Annotated in this window: 16 protein-coding genes and 1 pseudogene; 16 read left to right on the top strand and 1 reads right to left on the bottom strand. The window is 70.1% G+C overall.

From position 1 onward, the window contains the following. Nucleotides 1-350: 350 nt before the first annotated feature. Together R2E43_RS06555 and R2E43_RS06550 are read left to right on the top strand one after the other, a co-directional pair. On the top strand, nt 351-1,472 hold the full coding sequence (locus R2E43_RS06555) for a hypothetical protein (protein ID WP_189284690.1): 1,122 nt from the start codon (nt 351-353) through the stop codon (nt 1,470-1,472). Nucleotides 1,473-1,604: 132 nt separating this feature from the next. After that, on the top strand, nt 1,605-3,779 hold the full coding sequence (locus tag R2E43_RS06550) for an FUSC family protein (RefSeq protein ID WP_332056002.1): 2,175 nt from the start codon (nt 1,605-1,607) through the stop codon (nt 3,777-3,779). A gap of 35 nt (nt 3,780-3,814) precedes the next feature. On the opposite strand, the gene R2E43_RS06545 is transcribed toward R2E43_RS06550, so the two are convergent. Further along, entirely contained in the window at nt 3,815-5,596 is a 1,782-nt protein-coding gene (locus R2E43_RS06545) for a helix-turn-helix domain-containing protein (RefSeq protein ID WP_332056001.1), read from the bottom strand. Nucleotides 5,597-5,814: 218 nt separating this feature from the next. Here R2E43_RS06545 and R2E43_RS06540 point away from each other — a divergent pair, with 218 nt between their 5' ends. From R2E43_RS06540 to R2E43_RS06480, 14 genes and pseudogenes are all read left to right on the top strand, one after another. Continuing rightward, nucleotides 5,815-6,297 carry a general stress protein gene (locus tag R2E43_RS06540; protein ID WP_189284687.1) on the top strand — a complete coding sequence of 161 codons (483 nt, stop codon included), beginning with the start codon at nt 5,815-5,817 and terminating at the stop codon, nt 6,295-6,297. Between the two features lie 53 nt (nt 6,298-6,350). Beyond that, entirely contained in the window at nt 6,351-8,246 is a 1,896-nt protein-coding gene (gene dnaK / locus R2E43_RS06535; RefSeq protein WP_189284686.1) for a molecular chaperone DnaK, read from the top strand. Between the two features lie 8 nt (nt 8,247-8,254). Beyond that, complete coding sequence (locus R2E43_RS06530) at nt 8,255-8,866, top strand: nucleotide exchange factor GrpE (protein WP_189284685.1); 612 nt, start codon at nt 8,255-8,257, stop codon at nt 8,864-8,866. A 6-nt stretch (nt 8,867-8,872) separates the two neighbouring features. Then, the gene (locus R2E43_RS06525; protein WP_167792853.1) at nt 8,873-9,826 is read left to right on the top strand and encodes a DnaJ C-terminal domain-containing protein; all 954 of its coding nucleotides are present in this window, start codon (nt 8,873-8,875) and stop codon (nt 9,824-9,826) included. Then, on the top strand, nt 9,823-10,230 hold the full coding sequence (locus tag R2E43_RS06520) for a chaperone modulator CbpM (protein ID WP_332056000.1): 408 nt from the start codon (nt 9,823-9,825) through the stop codon (nt 10,228-10,230). Before R2E43_RS06525 ends, R2E43_RS06520 begins: the two co-directional genes overlap by 4 nt. Further along, nucleotides 10,221-12,863, top strand: a complete 2,643-nt coding sequence (clpB, locus tag R2E43_RS06515) for an ATP-dependent chaperone ClpB (RefSeq protein ID WP_332055999.1) — start codon at nt 10,221-10,223, stop codon at nt 12,861-12,863. Before R2E43_RS06520 ends, clpB begins: the two co-directional genes overlap by 10 nt. Then, complete coding sequence (gene trxA / locus R2E43_RS06510) at nt 12,860-13,330, top strand: thioredoxin (protein ID WP_332055998.1); 471 nt, start codon at nt 12,860-12,862, stop codon at nt 13,328-13,330. The genes clpB and trxA overlap by 4 nt, the downstream gene beginning before the upstream one ends. Beyond that, entirely contained in the window at nt 13,330-13,824 is a 495-nt protein-coding gene (locus tag R2E43_RS06505; RefSeq protein ID WP_332057108.1) for an Hsp20/alpha crystallin family protein, read from the top strand. The genes trxA and R2E43_RS06505 overlap by 1 nt, the downstream gene beginning before the upstream one ends. A 70-nt stretch (nt 13,825-13,894) precedes the next feature. After that, nucleotides 13,895-14,323, top strand: coding sequence for a DUF2267 domain-containing protein (locus R2E43_RS06500; protein ID WP_064728399.1), 429 nt, complete (start codon nt 13,895-13,897; stop codon nt 14,321-14,323). Between the two features lie 71 nt (nt 14,324-14,394). Further along, entirely contained in the window at nt 14,395-14,658 is a 264-nt protein-coding gene (locus R2E43_RS06495; protein WP_064728400.1) for a UBP-type zinc finger domain-containing protein, read from the top strand. Further along, nucleotides 14,658-16,412, top strand: a complete 1,755-nt coding sequence (locus tag R2E43_RS06490) for an FAD-dependent oxidoreductase (RefSeq protein WP_189284680.1) — start codon at nt 14,658-14,660, stop codon at nt 16,410-16,412. Before R2E43_RS06495 ends, R2E43_RS06490 begins: the two co-directional genes overlap by 1 nt. A gap of 225 nt (nt 16,413-16,637) precedes the next feature. Continuing rightward, nucleotides 16,638-17,119: pseudogene (locus tag R2E43_RS39105) on the top strand (transposase); the annotation flags it as partial. Between the two features lie 68 nt (nt 17,120-17,187). Next, entirely contained in the window at nt 17,188-17,676 is a 489-nt protein-coding gene (locus R2E43_RS06485; protein WP_332055997.1) for a DinB family protein, read from the top strand. A 101-nt stretch (nt 17,677-17,777) separates the two neighbouring features. Then, a complete protein-coding gene (locus R2E43_RS06480; protein WP_332055996.1) occupies nt 17,778-18,653 on the top strand; it encodes an IS5 family transposase in 876 nt (291 codons plus the stop codon). Nucleotides 18,654-18,674: the final 21 nt, after the last annotated feature.

The following is an 18,674-nucleotide window of genomic DNA, read 5'->3' as shown; positions in this document are numbered from 1 at the left end:
GCCAGCCTGGACGACTCGAGCGCGCGAGCGCATGCGCATGCCGGGCCCAATCAGGCTCCTTGTCTCGCCCTGTCAGGCCCATGCGCCCGATGGCCCCGGGGTGTCGGACGGGCGTGCTGACCTACGGGGCGGGGCCGGAGAGCGCTCGGGAGAGCGGGGTGAGCGGCATCTGGGGCCGGCTGACGCGGATCATCCCGCCCACCAGGCGTTATGACATCGGGCGGAGCGTAGCGATGCCGCCTGCACCTGCCGGCGCGCTACGGCCGGGAGGTGCAGGCGGCATCGGCGTTACCTCGGAGGCGTCTGCGGGCACTTGGGGTCGCGGGGCGGCCGGCGAGGAGGTTCCTGTCATGCGGGTGTCGTCTCAAGGCGTTTCGGTCGTGGCTCTCCTGGCGGATCCCTACACGCCGACGGAGATCGCGCGGCGCATGGCCTGGACACTTTCCGCTCGGCTCACCGACAGGTCGGGCCGGGGCCGGCGGTTCGACGTCGAGGTGGTCAGCGAGCCGTTCACCTCGGGGACGGAGGACCCGCCCACCTTGATGCGCCGGATCATGGACCGCAGGAGTACCGAGAACTGGGACATCGTCGTGGCCCTCACCGACCTTCCGCTGCACTCCCACGGACGCAGGCTCGCTGTGGGGCTGAATCACGAGCAGGGCTTGGCGCTGCTTTCTCTTCCTTCGCTGGGGGGCCTGCGGCTGCAGACGAGGGCCCGGCGGGCCGTCGAAGAAGCCGTGCTCGGCCTCGCGGGTCCACAGGCCATGGCAGCCGACGGACCTCCGCGAGGTCAGTCGGCTCTGAGACCTCCCGACAACCGTCTCGTACCTGATCATCCGGGCCCGACCGGTGGGCAAGAGGCCGACGATCTTCGGTACGTCGTCAGCGGACCGCGCGGGTACCTGCGGGTACTCGTCGGTATGGTCCGCGCCAACCGGCCGTGGCGGTTGGTGACGGGCCTGTCGAAAGCACTGGCGGCCGCCCTCGCCACCGGGGCCATCGCCACCCTCGACTCCACCACCTGGAGCCTCGCCGAGGCCCTGAGCGCACCACGCCTCGTGATCGCCATGGTCGGGTCCGTCGGGCTGATGATCGGCTGGCTGATCGTGGACGGAGAACTGTGGCATCGATCAACAGAGGGCTCACCGGAGGCGAGGCAGCGGGCCAGGCTCTACAACGCCTCGACGGTCGTGACTGTGGGTATCGGTGCGCTCGTCTGTTACGCGGGTTTGATGGTCATCAACTTGCTGTGGGCGCTGTTCATCCTCAACGACCAGGTGTTCGCTTCCATGACGCGATCCCCGTTGCACGCCACGGAGTACCTGACGCTGTCCTGGTTCGTCGCCTCGGTCGCCACGGTGGGGGGCGCGCTGGGATCAGGGTTCGAGAGCGACGAGGCGATCCGGGCAGCCGCGTACTCCAAGCGCGAGCAGGAACGGCGCGACAGACTCCAGGGCGCCCACGATGACTAGCCGGGGTCCGAGTCGGAAGTACGTGGCCGACCGGTGGACGTTCGCGGGCCCTGCGGGAGTCGTCCCCGCCCGACTGCCGCACCTCGGCCGAGCCGTCATGCCCCGGCAGGGCGTTCCGGCCGGGCTCGCACCGTGAGGTGGCTTCGGGCCTTGGGGGAGGTCGTGCGGTCCGGGCTCTCGATCGAGGAGACGCGGCTGGAGCCTCTGCTCGCCCTGCGCACGGCTGCTGGGGTCGGACTGGTCATCGGGGCCGCGCTGTGGCTGGCCTCGCCTCCATTCGCCGCATCCGCCGCCCTCGGTGCCTTCTCCGCGGGTGCGGCCACCTTCCAGCGCACCTGGCGTCCGCGCAAGGTGATCGCGCTCGGCGCGGGCGCGGGCTTGGCGCTGAGTACCTTCGTGGGCTATCTGGCGGCGGGGCGACTCGTGACGTTGCTCCCGCTGCTGGCGGTATGGGCCTTTGCCGCGGGGATGGCGTGGGCTCTCGGATCGACCGCTGGGATCGTCGCGGCGACGACGGTCGGCAGCATGCTGGTGACCGTCACCCTGCCCACGAGCCTCGGGGTGGCCCTTGAGCACGCCGGGGTGATCGCGCTCGGAGGCGTGGCGCAGGCCGCACTGATCCTGCTGTTCCCGGTCCGACGATGGGGGGCTCATCGCGACGCGCTCGCCGACGCGCTGGCCGCCGTGGCCGACTACGCCCGTCGGCTGCAACACGACCCGGCTGCCACGTTCGACCCGGAACCCCTCATGACGGCCCGGGACGCGGCCGCCGTGACGCCGGCGCAGGCACGCACCCGTCCCCCCGCCCTCCACGGCCCCCGGGGCCTCGCCGAGCGCATGGTGCCGGTCGTCGCCGCGCTCGCCGACCCGGACGTCGGCGCCCCGGCGGCGGGGCCCGGGCGGGACCGCGCGCGAGAGCTGCTCAATGCGGCCGCCGACGTGCTGGACGCGGCCGCGCGTTCGATCCGCCGCGGCACTCCCACCGAGGTTCCGCCCCGGAGCACGGATGTCCTGCGCGTCGACGGCCAGGGCGAGGTGCTGGAGGGGCCTGCCCGGCACACCGCAGAAGAGCTCGTGAGGCTGCTCGCCGAGGCGTTGGAGGTCGCCGAGGGCGTTGGCGCGTACGACAGGGCGTCTACATCGTCCGGCCCCGCGAGCGCCCGGTTCCTGGTGCGCCCGACCATGTTCCGGCTGCTCCCGGTTGTCGTCCGCGCGGTCCGCCGCGAGCTGCGCCGCGACTCGCCCGTGCTCCGGCACGCCGTCCGCCTGGCGGCGGTGGCCCCGCTCGGCTATCTCATCGCGTCCCCGCTGCCCGTGGGCCACGGTTATTGGGCGCCCATCGCCTCGGTGATGGTGATGCGGCCGGACTTCCACCGGACGTACGCCCGTGCGGTGGGCCGCCTCGCCGGCACCCTGGTGGGGGTGGCCCTCGCCACCGGGATGGTGCGGGCCATAGGCCCCGACGCTCATCTGTTCGGCGCGCTCGCGGTGGTCTCGGCGGCCCTGTCGTACACGCTGCTCCGTACCGGCTACGCGTACTCCCAGTGCTTCACTGCCGCGTATGTCGTCTTCCTGCTCGGCATGGGCGGCCACGCGTGGGAGCAGACGGTCCCGGAGCGGGTGGTGCTCACCCTCCTCGGAGGGGCATTGGCGATGCTGGCGTACGTCGTGTTCCCCGCATGGGAGACCCCCCGGCTCCCGGGTCGGCTCGCGGACTGGCTCGCCGCCAACGGCCGCTACGCGGCCGCAGTGCTCCGCGGTTACGCCGAACCGACTCAGAAGCATCGGGCCGACCTGCGCAGGGCCCTGCTGGCGAGCCGGGAGGCACGTGCCGCCTGGCAGGAAGCCTACGACCGTGCGAGGCAAGAACCCGTCCGCCCCAGGGGCCTGACATCTCGCGAGGCGGAGGATGCGCAGGAGGCGCTCTGGGGATTCGACCGAGCGACGATGCTCATGGAAAGCCACCTCCCGGCGGCCGGTAGTCGTCCCACCCCCGAGGCCGAGAGGTTCGCCGAGGCCCTGGAGGCGGACACCGCCCAGGCGGCAGACGACATGCGTGAACACAGAAACCCGGACTGGGGGCGCGTGGCGGAGGCGCTCCACGCATGGGAGGGCGCCGCCGGGGACCGCAGCCCGGTACTGCGACGCGGTGCGGAACTGCAGAAGAAGGCCCTGGACAATCTTGCGACGGCCGTGAGTCGCACACCCCTGGAACGGGACGTCGGCTCTGCTCGCGAGGAGCAACGGGTGCGGGCGGCACTGGCCGCGGAGGGTGACGGATCGGGACCCGCCCGCGGAGGCGGGTGAGGCTTTCGGCGTCGAGGAGGGCAGCGTCTCCCGAGTCAGCCGGATCCGCCCAGCACGATCTTCCACACGCGGGTCGCCACCTGGAGGTTGAGCCGGTCCTCGACGTTCGCGAGGTCGTTGCCGCTGATGTCGCGGATTCGCTGGAGCCGGTAGCGCAGCGTGCTTCGGTGGATCGCGAGGGACGCGGCGGTCTCGTCGTAGTTGCCGCCGCAGTCGAAGTACCGGGTCAGGGTGTCCACCATGGTCGCGTGGTGCCGGGAGTCGTAGTCGATGAGCTGCCCGATCCACTCGTGGACGAACGCCTCCAACTGCCGGTAGTCGTTGCCGGGGCCGAGGATGCGGTAGAGGCCGAGCTCGTCGAAGAACGTCGTGCCGTAACCATCGCGGGAGTGGCGGCGCACCTCCAGGGCACGCTGCGCCTCCTGATAGCGCCGAGGAATGTCCTTGGGGGAGTCGCACGGGGCACTCACCCCGATGGCCCCGGACCGTGTCCCCGTCTCCAGGGCGAGCGCCTCGTACAGCGCGCGGGCGCGCGGCCTGGCGTCGGTGACCAGGACCACGTGATCGGAGCGCCGGGTCAGCAGCGAGCGCATGCCCAGGGCGGTGGCCGCCCGGCCCACGGTCTCGGCGAAGGAGTCATCCGCGGTGCGGTTCGACCACTGCACCACGACGATGTAGTGGCTGCGACGCAGGTCGTGGCCGATCGCCTCGGATCGGACGTAGGCGCTCGCCGTGTCCGTCCCTGCCAGGAGGTCGTCGGCCAGTTCGCGGTGCAGTCTCAGCTCGACTTCGGCAAGCTCGCGCAGGTGCGCCAGCTCCGGGGCGAGCGACGTGGCGGCGTGTTCCAGCGCGTGCACGGTGTGCTCGTCTGCCTTGCCCCCCGCATCGATCAGGGCGAGCACACCCAGGACCTCACCGTGCGGGCGGACCAGAGTGATCAGCCGGTCCTTTATCCGCACCGGCCCGGCCTCCCGTGCGACGGCGTGCAGCATCTCGTCCTGACGCACGGGGTCCGGTTCCGGATAGGGGTCGGGCCGACCGGGGCCACTCCAGGACCTCAGTCGACCGAAGCGGTCCTCGACCAGCGCGGGGAGTCCGGTGAGGCCGTGGAGTGCACGCGTGACCACTTCCTCGCCGCCGCCCGTGGCGGCGACGTCGGTGATGAGCGTGTGAACGGCTCGCTGGTACCCCTGCTCGGCCACGACCGAGATGAGCTGTCGCTGAAGGACGGTGCGTTCCTCCCTCACTCGGTGGAGCTCCACCGCGTACTCACGCTGGTGGCGGTGTGCGACGGCGAGCGACAGAGCGGCGGCGGTGTGCCGGACGAGCGTGGCGAGCAGGAATCGTTCCGCCTCCGTGGGCTCGGAGTCCGACGTCACCACGAGGTAGCCGTGGAGTCTCTGCAGTCCGCGCAGCCCGAAGGCGCGGCCCCAGGACCTGCCGGGTACGGATACCGGGCCGTCCTGACCGGTCAGCTCCCGCACCCTCCGCTCCATGGCCGCGGCGTGAATCCGTCCGTTCGCGGGAGCCGGGACCATGTCACCGTCCATTTCGACGAATCCGGCTTCGGCGCTGTACGGCCCCGCGGCCTCTACATGGGCCATGGCCAGTCGCAGGATCTCGGCTGCGTCCAGGGTGCCGAGCAGGGTGTGGGAGAGCCTCGTCAGGTCGTTGAGGTCACCGGCGGCCTGGCCGGTCGAGGAGCGGCGCGGCCCCGCCGGGGCGCCCGCAGGAGCGCGCTCAGCACTGCCCCGTGGGAGATCGTTCTCCCGGTCGGGGCCACGGGGGTACGGGTCGTGCGCGCCGCTGCCGGCCATGGGATGGCTCCGTTCGCCCGAGCCCTGGATGGGCGACCTGTCGGGTACCCGTTCACAAGCCGACTCATTCGAGATGCCCGACTTGCACCGTCTGGTGCCCGCGGGGCGAACGGACGCGGGCAATCTCGACTCGCCAGGCGCAGGCGTGCTCCCTCTCGTCCCACCACCCTGGGGCGTGTCCGAGAACCTCCGTGCACACCGGCAGGAAGAGCTGGGCGATGACCGAGGAGCACCGCAGGCCGATTGCCTCCTACGAGACGTACCGGGAAGCGGAACGCGCCGTTGACCATCTCTCCGACCAGGGGTTTCCTGTCGACAGAGTGGCGATCATCGGGCAGGACATCCGCCTGGTCGAGCAGGTGACGGGCCGGTTGGGCTTCGGCGGATCCGCCCTTCAAGGAGCGGCGAGCGGTGCGCTTCCCGGCGCTCTGATCGGCTGGCTGTTCGGCCTCGTGAACTGGCTCGACCCCGTGGTCTCCGCACTGCTCCTCGCCCTGTACGGGTTGATCTTCGGAGCAGTCGTCGGCGCCCTGTTCGGCCTGCTGATGCACTCCCTGCAGGCCGGTCGCCGGGATTTCGCCTCTTTCCGCTCGATGCAGCCGAGCCGGTACGAGGTGGTCGTGGACGAGGCGGTCGCCGACGAGGCCGAACGGCTGGTCGCCGCACTGGGGAGCACGCCAGGAGGTTCCGGTCGTAACTGAACGAGCGCGATCCGGAGAGTCGGCGCAGGCCGCCGCAGCAGGAGGAGATCCTCATGGCCAAGGCAGTGGGCATCGATCTGGGCACCACCAACTCGGTGATCGCCGTGTGGGAGGGCGGCGAACCGTCCGTCGTGCCCAACAACGAGGGCAACCGCACCACACCATCCGTGGTGGCCTTCACCGACACCGGTGAGCGCCTGGTGGGTCAGCTGGCCCGTCGCCAGGCGATCCTCAACCCCAAAGGCACCATCTACTCGGCCAAGAGGTTCATCGGCCGGCACTTCGACGAGATCTCCGACGAGGCCAGAGCGGTGGCGTACGACGTCGTCGAGGGCGACGGCGGGGCGGCCCGCTTCAAGGTGGGCGACAAGCTGTACGCGCCCGAGGAGATCAGCGCGCAGGTGCTGCGCAAACTCGCCGACGACGCTTCCAAGCAGCTGGGCGAGCGGGTGACCGAGGCGGTCATCACGGTGCCCGCCTACTTCAACGACGCGCAGCGCACCGCCACCAAGGACGCCGGACGGATCGCGGGACTGGAGGTGCTGCGGATCATCAACGAACCGACGGCGGCCGCCCTCGCGTACGGCATGGACAAGAAGCAGCACGAGACGGTGCTGGTCTTCGACCTGGGCGGCGGCACCTTCGACGTGAGCATCCTCGACGTCGGCGACGGCGTGGTGGAGGTACGGTCCACCGCCGGCGACAGCCACCTGGGCGGTGACGACTTCGACCGTCGTCTGGTGGATCACCTCGCGGACGACTTCCAGAAGGAGAACGGCGTCGACCTGCGCAACGACCCGCAGGCGCTGCAGCGGCTGTTCGAAGCGGCGGAGAAGGCCAAGACCGAGCTGAGTTCGGTGACGCAGACGCAGGTCAGCCTGCCGTTCATCACCGCCGACGCCTCAGGCCCCAAGCACCTCACCGACTCGGTGATGCGCTCCACGTTCGAGCAGATCACCAGCGACCTGGTGGAGCGGTGCCTGGGGCCCGTCCAGCAGGCCATGGCTGACGCCAAGGTCGGCGAGAGCGACATCGACGAGGTCATCCTCGTCGGCGGCTCCACCCGTATCCCCGCCGTCCAGTCGCTGGTGCGCCGGCTGACCGGCGGCAAGGACCCCAACATGAGCGTGAACCCCGACGAGGTCGTGGCCCTGGGCGCCGCGATCCAGGCCGGGGTGCTCAAGGGCGAGGTCAAGGACGTCCTGCTGCTCGACGTCACGCCCCTGTCGCTCGGGGTGGAGACGCGTGGCGGCGTGATGACGAAGATCATCGAACGGAACACCACCATCCCGGTACGCCGCAGCGAAACCTTCTCCACCGCCGAGGACAACCAGCCGGCCGTCGACGTGGTGGTCCTCCAGGGCGAGCGAGAGCGGGCCGCCGACAACCGCGTGCTGGGCCGGTTCCAGCTCACCGACATCCGGCAGGCACCGCGGGGCGAACCGCAGATCGAGGTCACCTTCGACATCGACGCCAACGGCATCCTCGAGGTCAAGGCCCGCGACCGGGACACCGGCAAGGAACAGGGCATCACCATCAGTGAGAGTTCCAACCTGGACCGCGGTGAGGTCGAACGGATGGTCCAGGAGGCCGAGCGCAACCAGGGCGAGGACCAGGCACTCCGCGAGGCGGTCGACGCCCGCAACGAGCTCGACGCCGCCGCCTACCAGGTCGAGAAGCGCCTCGCCGAGCTGGGCGACGCCGCCCCGGCGCACGAGAAGGCACGCGCCGAGATGCTCGTGTCCGACGCCCGGGCGGCGGTCAAGGAAGAGGCGGGCGTGGAGCGCGTACGGCCGCTGACCTCCGAGCTCCAGCAGGTGCTGGCCGGGCTGGCGGCTGCACAGCAGAGCGCCACCGCCGCAGGCGGGTCCGGCCAGGACACCGCGGACGGTGGCGCTGCCGGTGGCGGTGACGACGACGTCATCGACGCCGAGTTCGACAAGGACTGAGGCACGCCATGCCCACCCACCCGAAGGAACCCGACCACGCCGCGTCGGACCCGGCCGAGCCGGTGCCGGAAGCCGAACGTTCGCCTCAGGGGACTGTGCCGCGACCGGACCCGCCACCGTCTGGACCGGAAGCGGCCCACGACGAACCGGAACCCGACGCCGTCCGCCCCGAGCCCGCCGACGACGAATACGCGACCGCGGTCCAGGAACTCGAAGACCGCTGGCGGCGCGCGCTCGCCGACCTCGACAACCTCCGCAAGCGTCACGCCAGGGAGCTGGAACGGGAACGGGCCGCGGAACGGTCCCGCACCGCAGCGGCTTTCCTCCCCGTCATCGACAATCTGGAACTCGCCCTGAACCACGCCGACGCCGCCCCCGGCGCGATCGTGGAGGGCATCCGGGCGGTCAGGGACCAGGCGGTGAACGTCCTCGAACTGCTGGGCTACCCGCGACACGCGGAGACCGGCGTCGCGTTCGACCCGGCCCGGCACGAGGTGGTCGGGGTCGTCCAGGACCCCGACGCCCCGCCGGGCACCGTCGTCGAGGTACTGCGCCCGGGCTACGGGGACGGTGAACGGCAGCTCAGGGCCGCCGCCGTGACTGTCGCGAAGCGGGAGTGACCGGCCATGGCACGGGACTTCTACGAGGTGCTGGGCGTGTCGCGGACCGCGAGCCAGGACGAGATCCAGCAGGCGTACCGCAAGCTCGCCCGCCGGTACCACCCCGATGTCAACAAGGATCCGGGGGCGGAGGAACGCTTCAAGGACCTCAACGAGGCGTACAGCGTTCTCTCGGATCCGAAGACCCGGGCCCGATACGACCGCTTCGGCGAGGATTTCCGCAAGATCCCCGAGGACTTCGACGAAAGGGTCGCGGCCGGAGCGGGTGGCGGGTTCCGCACAGGGAGGACCGCGGGCACGGGTGGCCCCCGCGTCCGGTACGCCTCCGGCTTCGGCGACGACTTCGCGGGAGAGGGCGTCGACATCGAGGACCTGCTGGGCTCGCTCTTCGGAGCGGGCGCGGCCCCCGGCGGTGTACCGGGCGCCGACCAGGAGGCCGAGCTGCCGCTCACCGTCGAGGAGGCGTACAAGGGCGGCCGCCGCACCGTCACGCTCGCCGGCCCCGCAGGACAACCGCGGCGGTACGACGTCGACGTGCCGCCGGGCGTCACCGACGGGCAGCGCATCCGGCTGGCGGGCGAGGGCGGCCGAGGCAGTGGCGACGCCCCTGGTGGTGACCTGTACCTGAGGGTGCGTGTCCAGCCCCATCCCCGGTTCCGGCTGGAAGGCCGCGACGTGTACGTGCAACTCCCGGTCACTCCCTGGGAGGCGGCCCTGGGCGCGACCGTGCCGGTGCCCACCCCCGGTGGCGGCACGGCCAAGGTCACGGTGCCCGCGGGCTCGTCCAGCGGCCGACGGCTGCGACTGCGCGGTGAGGGCATGCCCAATCCGCGCGGCGCCAGTGGCGACCTGTACGCCGAACTCCGTGTCATGGTGCCGCCCACCCTCGGCGACCGGGAGCGGGAACTGTTCGAGGAGCTCGCCGCCACCTCTTCCTTCGACCCCAGGAGGACACGATGAAAGATCGACCCGAGAGAGCGGCAGGCCCCGTCCGTACCGGGCTGGGCGACCGCCCGGTACGGACGCACGCCGACGTGACCGCCTCCACGGCCGTCCGGTTCGCGCTCGTGCCCACACCGAGGCTCTCCCTGGACACCGTGGCCCGCCGCTCGGGCCTCCACCCCGACCTCGTCCGCCGGTTCGTCGCCCTGGGGCTGGTCGACGCCGAACGCGACGCCGCGGGGCACCTGGTGTTCGACCCCACGGCCCCGGCGGTACTCGCCCGCATCCAGCGGCTTCGCGCCGGGCTCTGCCTCAACTACGCGGCCATCGGCCTGGTGCTCGACCTGCTCGACCGCATCAGTCTGCTCGAGTCCGCCCTGCGCCTCCGCGGCATGAGGAGTGACACACCCCCATGGACATGAACCGTCTCACCCAGAAATCCCAGGAAGCGCTCCAGGAAGCCCAGACCGCGGCCGCCCGCATGGGACAGACCGAGGTCGACGGGGAACACCTGCTGCTCGCGCTTCTCGACCAGGAGGACGGACTGATCCCGCGGTTGCTGCAGCAGGCGGGCGCCGAGCCGAAGGAACTGCGCGCGTCCGTGCGTGAGGAGCTCTCCCGCCGCCCGCGGGTCACCGGTCCCGGCGCGGCACCCGGCCAGGTCTTCGTCACTCAGCGCCTCGCCGGCCTGCTCGACACCGCCGAACAGGAGGCCAAGCGCCTCAAGGACGAGTACGTGTCCGTGGAGCACCTCCTGCTCGCCCTGGCCGGGGAGGGCTCCTCGACCGCCGCCGGACGACTGCTCGGCCGGGCCGGCGTCACGACGGACTCGTTCCTGGGCGCGCTCACCCAGGTGCGTGGCAACCAGCGCGTCACCTCCGCCAACCCGGAGGTGGCCTACGAAGCCCTGGAGAAGTACGGCCGCGATCTCGTGGCCGAGGCCAGGGACGGCAGGCTCGACCCGGTCATCGGCCGCGACTCCGAGATCCGCCGCGTCACCCAGATACTCAGCCGCAAGTCCAAGAACAATCCCGTCCTGATCGGCGACCCCGGCGTCGGCAAGACCGCCATCGTCGAAGGGCTCGCCCAGCGCATCGTGCGCGGTGACGTGCCCGAAGGGCTCCGCGACAAGATCGTGTTCGCCCTCGACATGGGTTCCCTGGTCGCCGGCGCCAAGTACCGCGGCGAGTTCGAGGAACGCCTCAAGGCGGTGCTCAGCGAGGTCAAGGCCGCCCAGGGAGGCATCCTCCTCTTCGTCGACGAACTGCACACCGTCGTCGGCGCGGGCGCCGCCGACGGGGCCATGGACGCGGGCAACATGCTCAAGCCGATGCTCGCCCGCGGCGAACTGCACATGATCGGCGCGACCACTCTCGACGAGTACCGCCAGCACATCGAGAAGGACGCCGCCCTCGAACGCCGCTTCCAGCAGGTGCTGGTGGACGAACCCAGCGTCGAGGACACCATCTCCATCCTGCGCGGACTGCGGGAACGCCTGGAGGTGTTCCACGGCGTCAAGATCCAGGACACCGCGCTGGTCTCCGCGGCCACCCTGAGCCACCGCTACATCACCGACCGGTTCCTGCCCGACAAGGCCATCGACCTCGTCGACGAGGCGTGCGCCCGGCTGCGCACCGAGATCGACTCGATGCCCGCCGAACTCGACGAGATCACCCGCCGCGTCACCCGCCTGGAGATCGAGGAGGCCGCCCTCTCGAAGGAGACCGACCCCGCCAGCGAAGCCCGCCTGGAGGAACTGCGCAGGGAGCTGGCCGACCTGCGGGGCGAGGCCGACGCCAAGCACGCCCAGTGGGAGGCCGAACGGCAGGCGATCCGCCGTGTGCAGGAACTGCGCCAGGAACTGGAGCAGGTCCGCCACGAGGCGGAGGAGGCCGAGCGCGCCTACGACCTCAACCGCGCCGCCGAGCTCCGCTACGGCCGCCTTCAGGACCTGGAGCGCCGACTCGCCGCCGAAGAGGAGCAGCTGGCTTCCAAGCAGGGCCAGAACCGGCTCCTGCGGGAGGTCGTCACCGAGGAGGAGATCGCCGAGATCGTCGCCGCTTGGACCGGCATCCCCGTCACCCGCCTCCAGGAGGGGGAGCGGGAGAAACTGCTGCGTCTCGACGAGATCCTGCGCGAGCGCGTCATCGGCCAGGACGAAGCCGTCAAGCTCGTCGCCGACGCCATCATCCGCGCCCGTTCCGGCATCCGCGACCCGCGCCGCCCCATCGGATCGTTCGTCTTTCTCGGCCCCACCGGCGTGGGGAAGACCGAGCTGGCCAAGACCCTCGCCCGGGCCCTCTTCGACTCCGAGGAGAACATGGTCCGCCTCGACATGAGCGAGTACCAGGAACGGCACACCGTCAGCCGGCTCATGGGCGCACCGCCCGGATACGTCGGCTACGAGGAGGGCGGCCAGCTCACCGAGGCCGTACGCCGCAAGCCGTACTCCGTTGTGCTGTTCGACGAGATCGAGAAGGCGCACACCGATGTCTTCAACACGCTGCTGCAGGTCCTCGACGACGGCCGCATCACCGATGCCCAGGGCCGTACCGTCGACTTCCGCAACACCGTGATCATCATGACGTCCAACATCGGCTCCGAGCACCTCCTCGACGGCGTCACCGCCGACGGGGAGATCAAGCCGGACGCCCGCGCCCTGGTCATGGGTGAACTACGCGGGCACTTCCGCCCGGAGTTCCTCAACCGCGTCGACGACATCGTGCTGTTCAAGCCGCTCGGCGAGCGCCAGATCGAGCGGATCGTGGAGCTGCAGTTCGACGAGCTGCGGCAGCGGCTCGCCGAACGCCGCATCGACGTCGAACTCACCGATCGCGCGCGCGAGGCGATCGCCCATCAGGGCTACGACCCGGTGTACGGGGCGCGCCCACTACGGCGGTACATCTCCCACGAGGTGGAGACACTGGTCGGGCGCGCCCTTCTGCGCGGCGACGTCCAGGACGGCGCGACGGTCCGCGTGGACAGCGAAAACGGAGAGCTGGTGGTCACCTACGACCAGCGGGAGGCCGCCGCCCGGGAAGCGAGGGCCGCGTGAACACCAGCCGGACGACGACGGTGACCTGCCCGCACTGCGAGCGCGGGAACCGGGTTCCCGTGACCGCCGAGGGACGCCCCAGGTGCGGCCACTGCAAGCAGTACCTGCCCTGGATCGTCGACGCGGGCGACGGCGACTTCCGCGAGGTCGTCGAGCAGGCCACGGTGCCCGTCGTCGTCGATCTCTGGGCAACCTGGTGCGGTCCCTGCCGCATGGTCAGCCCGGCCCTTGAACAAGTAGCTCGCGACCTTGCCGGACGGATCAAGCTCGCCAAGGTCGACGTCGACAAGAACCCACTTCTCAGCCAACGGTTCGAGGTGCAGGCGGTGCCCACACTGCTTGTCCTGGACCGGGGTGAGACGGTCGCCCGGCAGGCCGGCGCGGCACCCGCGCACGTCCTGCGGGATTGGGTCGAACAGGCCATGGCGGGCCGACCGGACCGACGAGAAAGCGGAGGTGATCGATGATGAACATGCCCGTACGCAGCCACCGCGGTGGCGCGGCAGCGGAGCGGCCTCTCGGATGGGCCCGCAATCCCCTGACGGAATTCGACGAGCTGCTCAACCAGATGAGCGGACTGCTCGAATCGACGGTGGGCGGGGCCGCCGCGCCCGCAGCCGCCTGGACCCCCCTCGCGGACGTCACCGAGACCGATGACGCCTTCGAGGTCGAGATCGAACTTCCTGGCGTCAAGAGCAAGGACATCCACGTCGAGGCCAACGGACAGGAACTGGTGGTCACCGGAGAGATCAAGGAAAAGGAGCGCACAGGCGTCCTGCGCCGCCGCGCCCGCCGAACCGGTGCCTACGAGTACCGGCTGCGGCTGCCGGGCGAGGTGAACACCGAAAAGGTCACAGCGGAGATGTCGGCCGGTGTGCTCACGGTCACCGTCCCCAAGGCGGAGGTCGCCAAGCCCCGTCACATCCAAATCACCGAGAGCGGCGAAAGCGCCGATCGTTGACCCGGGAGCCCGGCGGTGCGGGACCGCGGTCCGGCCCCGCCGGACCGCCGGGAGCGAAAGGAGCACGGTCATGACCGAAACAGGATTCTCCTCTTTCGACACCATGGTGGACAAGGCGAACCGGCTCCTCAGGGAGATCGAGGAAGCCAACGGCTGGCCCAAAGAACGCCGTAAGCAGTCGTACGCCGCACTGCGCGCCGTCCTGCACCGGCTACGGGACCGTCTCTCCGTCGACGGGGCCGCGCACTTCGGGGCACAGCTGCCCACTTTGATCCGAGGCGTCTACTACGACGGCTGGAAGCCGGCCGAGACACCGGTGAAACTCAGCGGCGAGGATTTCCTCCAGCGCGTCCGGGACGACTTTCCCTACGCGGTCGACGGTGGCGTCGAACGAGTCGTGCACACCGTCCTGGAGGTTCTGGAACGCCACGTGAGCGAAGGCGAGTGGAACCACCTCAAATCCGGACTGCCGAAGTCACTGGCCTCCGTACTGCCGTAGACGTTCGGCGCACGGGCACGCCGCCGCGCACACCAGCTGGACAGCCTCTGTTCAATAAGGAGCACGCCATCATGGCTACGATCCCCGACCCGCACCTGGCGATGGTGCGTCCCGTGAGTCCGCGCACCCCGGAGGGATGCGAGGAGTGCCTCAGGTCCCACTCCCCGTGGGTGCACCTCCGGCTCTGCCTCACCTGCGGGCACGTCGGCTGCTGCGACTCCTCGCCCCTCAAGCACGCCAGCCGCCACGCGGCCGGCGTCGGTCACCCCGTGGTGCAGTCCTTCGAGCCGGGGGAGAACTGGCGCTGGTGCTACGTACACGAGGCCATGGTCTGATGAGCAGCGCCGAGTACGGGCATGATGGGCCCCGAGAGACACCGGACCAGTACGGGGCGTTCCCGCGCCTCTCGCCCGAGCAACTCCGGACTCTGGCCGCGCACGGTGAACGCCGCAGAACCACCGCGAACGAGGTGCTGTACCGCGAGGGAGAGCCGTTCCGGGAGTTCCTCGCGATCCTCGGCGGGACCGTCGAGATCCTCCATGACCTCGGCGGCCCCGAGGAGCGGACGGTGGCGGTACACGGACCCGGCAGATTCCTGGGCGAACTCGGGTTGCTGGAGGGCCAGGCGGCCTTCGACACCGCCGTGGTGCGTGAACCGGGCGAGATCCTGGCCGTACCGGTGGACCAGCAACGTGACTTGGTCAGCCGCGACCCCGTCCTCGGTGACCTGATCCTCCGCGCATACCTGAATCGCAGATACCTGCTCATCGGCCTCGGCGCGGGCTTCCGGATCCTGGGATCGTGCTATTCACCGGACACGTTGCGGCTGCGTGAGTTCGCCGCCCGCAACAGGCTGCCGCACCGCTGGATGGATCTGGAGAAGGACAAGGAGGCGGAGGCCCTGCTGCGCCGGTTCGGGGTCCGTCCGGAGGAGACTCCGGTGGTCCTCTGGAAGGGCGACCATGTGCTGCGAAACCCGAGTAACGCCGAACTCGCCCGGATCATCGGGCTGCCCGCCCCCTCGCCGGAGGCCGGGCGGTACGACGTGATGGTGGTCGGTGCGGGTCCCGCGGGACTCGCCGCCGCCGTGTACGGCGCCTCCGACGGCCTCACCACGGCGGTCATCGACGCTGTGGCCACCGGCGGTCAGGCGGGCACCTCGTCCCGCATCGAGAACTACCTCGGCTTCCCGTCGGGCGTCTCCGGGGGCGAGCTCATCGAACGCGCTGTGCTCCAGGCCCGCAAGTTCGACGCCCGCCTCATGGTGCCCGCCAAGGTCACCGGGCTTACTCCTCAGGACGACGAGTACGTCGTCAGCTTCGCCGACGGGTCGCGGGCCCGGACTGGCGCCGTGGTCCTCGCTTCGGGCGTGCGGTACCGCAGGCTCGAAGTGCCCGGCATCGACCGTCTGGAGGGCATCAGCGTCTACTACGCGGCGACCGTCCACGAAGCCAGCCTCTGCCAGGCTGATCCGGTCGCCGTGGTCGGTGGCGGGAACTCCGCCGGACAAGCGGCACTGTTCCTCGCGAACCACGCGTCCACGGTCCAGCTCCTCGTCCGGGGCGGTGACCTCAACGCGGACATGTCGCGCTACCTGGTCGACCAAGTCGAACGGCACCCGAAGATCGAGGTACTGCTGCACACCGAAGTCCGGCGCGTCTTCGGGGCGGAAAAGCTGGAAGTGCTGCTGGTGGAGGACAACACGAGTGGCCGGCGCAGCGAGTTGCGTGCCGCAGCGCTCTTCGTGTTCATCGGGGCTCGGCCCCACACGGAATGGCTCAGGGACGTTCTGGCCCTCGACGAGAAGGGCTTCGTCCTCACCGGTGCCGAAGCCCAGCCGTTGGCCGACCCGGCTCGGTGGGCCCCGCTCGGCCGTGGTCCGCTGCTGTTGGAGACCACCCTTCCCGGCGTCTTCGCCGCCGGTGATGTCAGAAGCGGTTCAGTCAAGCGGGTGGCCGCGGCGACCGGTGAGGGGGCCATGGCGATCCACCTCGTGCACGAGCATCGGGAGCAGGCAGGCAACCTGGTCCGTGCCGCGGGCCCGGAAGGCCACCGGCCGGTGAGGAGTTCGGTACCCGCGGCCGACTGACGTCTGCGCTGGTCTGCTGACGGGTGTGCGCCCGCGCCCTGCAAGACGTGTGCTGTCTACCGTGCGGTCCGGCGCGCCAGACCCCGGCGTCGTCACCTGATGCCGGGACCGGTCTCCGACCCCGACCGCTCGCCACGCGTCGGTCGGGCCGGTCCGGGGGTGGACATCGGATTGCGGTCCTCGGGGTCCCTACCGCTTGTGGCCGTTGCTGTGGCCGTCGGGAGCGGTGTGCTCATCGAGCCTCGTGATCACGGGCTGGGGCGTTCACGTGGCGGGTTCACCACCAAGCTGCACCTGGCCATCGAGCGGGGCCAGAAGCCCTTGTCGATCGTGGTGACGGCAGGAACGTGGAGACGCACCGCAATTCGAACCCGTACTCGCGAAGGTTCGCGTTCCCCGCACTGGGCCGGGCCGACCGCGGGTTCGCCCTGATCGTGTCCGCGCGGACAAGGCGTACGCCTCCCGCCCCAACCGGGCCTACCTGCGCCGCCACGGTATCCGGTGCACGATCCCGGACAGAGTCGATCAGGCGCACAGCCGCCGGAACCTCGGCTCTCGGGGCGGTCGGCCACCAGATTTCGACCCATCGGACTACCGCCAGCATCATGCGGTCGAGTGCGGGATCAACCGCCTCAAGAGACAGCGCGCAGTCGGCCACCCGCTACGAGGCGACCGTCCTCGTCGCTGCCGTCAACGAGTGGTTGTGACCCGCGGCCGTCAGGCAAGGAAGCAGATTGCTGCCGCGCTTGTCGGTGGCTCCTGGCACCATGCGCGCATGAACACAGAGAGCAAGGAGAAGAAGACGCTGTCGGCGTTCCTCGCGGCGCAGCGAGCCAGCGTCCTGGCCATTGTCGACGGGCTTGACACAGAGGCATTGACAACGTCGGTCCTGCCCTCCGGCTGGACGCCCCTCGGGCTCATAGAACATCTGGGTCACGCGGAGAGGCACTGGTTCCAGGAGATCGTCGCCGGAGCGGCCGAGCCATTGCCGTGGCCGGATGACCATGCCCCGCTGACAACACCGCGAACGCCGGAGGTGGTGTTCGCCTTCTACAACGACCAGTGCCGCCGTTCCGACGCCGTGATCGCGCTCACCCCGCTGTCTGCACTCCCGCGGGGTCGTCACCCCGAGCCCCTGGGGGACGAACTCGCCGACCTGCGCGGGATCATCCTGCATGTTGTCGAAGAGACCGCACGACACGCCGGCCATCTGGACATCGTCCGCGAACTCCTCGATGGCGGAACGGGACTCGGACCTCGCTGAGCATCGGCCCGTAGCGCATGCCGGCACCCAACTCCCACTTTCGATACACGCCCTAGGCCGTGTATCGAAAGTGGATCTTGGACTGTGAATGATCACGTCCCATGGATCGGGGGGATCTCACGGACGAGCAGTGGGCAGTGCTGGAGCCGCTATTGCCGCAGGGTGTCAAGGCGGGGCGGCCACCCATCTGGCCTCGGCGGCGGCTGATTGACGGCATACGGTTCCGGGTCCGCACGGGTGTTCCGTGGCGGGACGTCCCTGTCGAGTACGGACCGTGGAGCCGGGTCTACGATCTGTTTCGCCGATGGCAGCGGAACGGCACCTGGCACCAGATCCTCACCCGGCTTCAGTCCCTGGCTGATGCGAAGGGCGCGGTCACGTGGGACCTGAACGTCGACTCCACGGTGTGCCGTGCCCATCAGCATGCGGCCGGAGCTCGTCGGCAGGGTGAACTACAGAAAGAACCGCCGGGCGGCATGTTCACCGAGCCTGGTGATCACGGGCTGGGACGCTCGCGGGGCGGGTTCACCACCAAGCTGCACCTGGCGGTCGAGCAGGGCCAAAAGCCCATGTCCATCGTGATCACGGCAGGGCAGCGCGGCGACTCGCCGCAGTTCGAGCCCGTGCTGAAGAAGGTCCGCGTGCCCCGCCTCGGGCCGGGTCGGCCGCGTGTCCGCCCCAACCGGGTCCGTGCGGACAAGGCGTACGCCTCCCGCAAGAACCGCGGCTACCTGCGCCGTCGCGGCATCCGCTGCACCATTCCGGACAAGGCCGACCAGGCACGCAACCGCAAGAAGCTCGGTTCCCTCGGTGGCCGGCCGCCCGGGTTCAACGCCGAGGACTACAAGGCTCGGCATGCCGTCGAGTGCGGCATCAACCGCCTCAAAAGGAACCGGGCTGTGGCCACGAGATACGACAAGCTCGCGGGCCGCTACGAGGCCAATGTCCTCGTAGCGGCCATCAATGAATGGCTGTGACCAGCTCAATCAGGGGCGACG

The organism is Streptomyces violaceoruber (assembly GCF_033406955.1).
Lineage (GTDB): Bacteria > Actinomycetota > Actinomycetes > Streptomycetales > Streptomycetaceae > Streptomyces > Streptomyces violaceoruber.
This window is presented reverse-complemented; position numbering and strand designations above follow the sequence as displayed.

Excerpts from the sequence above, each read along its gene's own strand:
- R2E43_RS06555 (WP_189284690.1), top strand. The coding sequence starts at position 351 with ATGCGGGTGTCGTCTCAAGGCGTTTCGGTCGTGGCTCTCCTGGCGGAT.
- R2E43_RS06545 (WP_332056001.1), bottom strand. The coding sequence starts at position 5,596 with ATGGCCGGCAGCGGCGCGCACGACCCGTACCCCCGTGGCCCCGACCGG.
- R2E43_RS06540 (WP_189284687.1), top strand. The coding sequence starts at position 5,815 with ATGACCGAGGAGCACCGCAGGCCGATTGCCTCCTACGAGACGTACCGG.
- dnaK (WP_189284686.1), top strand. The coding sequence starts at position 6,351 with ATGGCCAAGGCAGTGGGCATCGATCTGGGCACCACCAACTCGGTGATC.
- R2E43_RS06530 (WP_189284685.1), top strand. The coding sequence starts at position 8,255 with ATGCCCACCCACCCGAAGGAACCCGACCACGCCGCGTCGGACCCGGCC.
- R2E43_RS06525 (WP_167792853.1), top strand. The coding sequence starts at position 8,873 with ATGGCACGGGACTTCTACGAGGTGCTGGGCGTGTCGCGGACCGCGAGC.
- R2E43_RS06520 (WP_332056000.1), top strand. The coding sequence starts at position 9,823 with ATGAAAGATCGACCCGAGAGAGCGGCAGGCCCCGTCCGTACCGGGCTG.
- clpB (WP_332055999.1), top strand. The coding sequence starts at position 10,221 with ATGGACATGAACCGTCTCACCCAGAAATCCCAGGAAGCGCTCCAGGAA.
- R2E43_RS06505 (WP_332057108.1), top strand. The coding sequence starts at position 13,330 with ATGAACATGCCCGTACGCAGCCACCGCGGTGGCGCGGCAGCGGAGCGG.
- R2E43_RS06500 (WP_064728399.1), top strand. The coding sequence starts at position 13,895 with ATGACCGAAACAGGATTCTCCTCTTTCGACACCATGGTGGACAAGGCG.
- R2E43_RS06495 (WP_064728400.1), top strand. The coding sequence starts at position 14,395 with ATGGCTACGATCCCCGACCCGCACCTGGCGATGGTGCGTCCCGTGAGT.
- R2E43_RS06490 (WP_189284680.1), top strand. The coding sequence starts at position 14,658 with ATGAGCAGCGCCGAGTACGGGCATGATGGGCCCCGAGAGACACCGGAC.
- R2E43_RS06485 (WP_332055997.1), top strand. The coding sequence starts at position 17,188 with ATGAACACAGAGAGCAAGGAGAAGAAGACGCTGTCGGCGTTCCTCGCG.
- R2E43_RS06480 (WP_332055996.1), top strand. The coding sequence starts at position 17,778 with ATGGATCGGGGGGATCTCACGGACGAGCAGTGGGCAGTGCTGGAGCCG.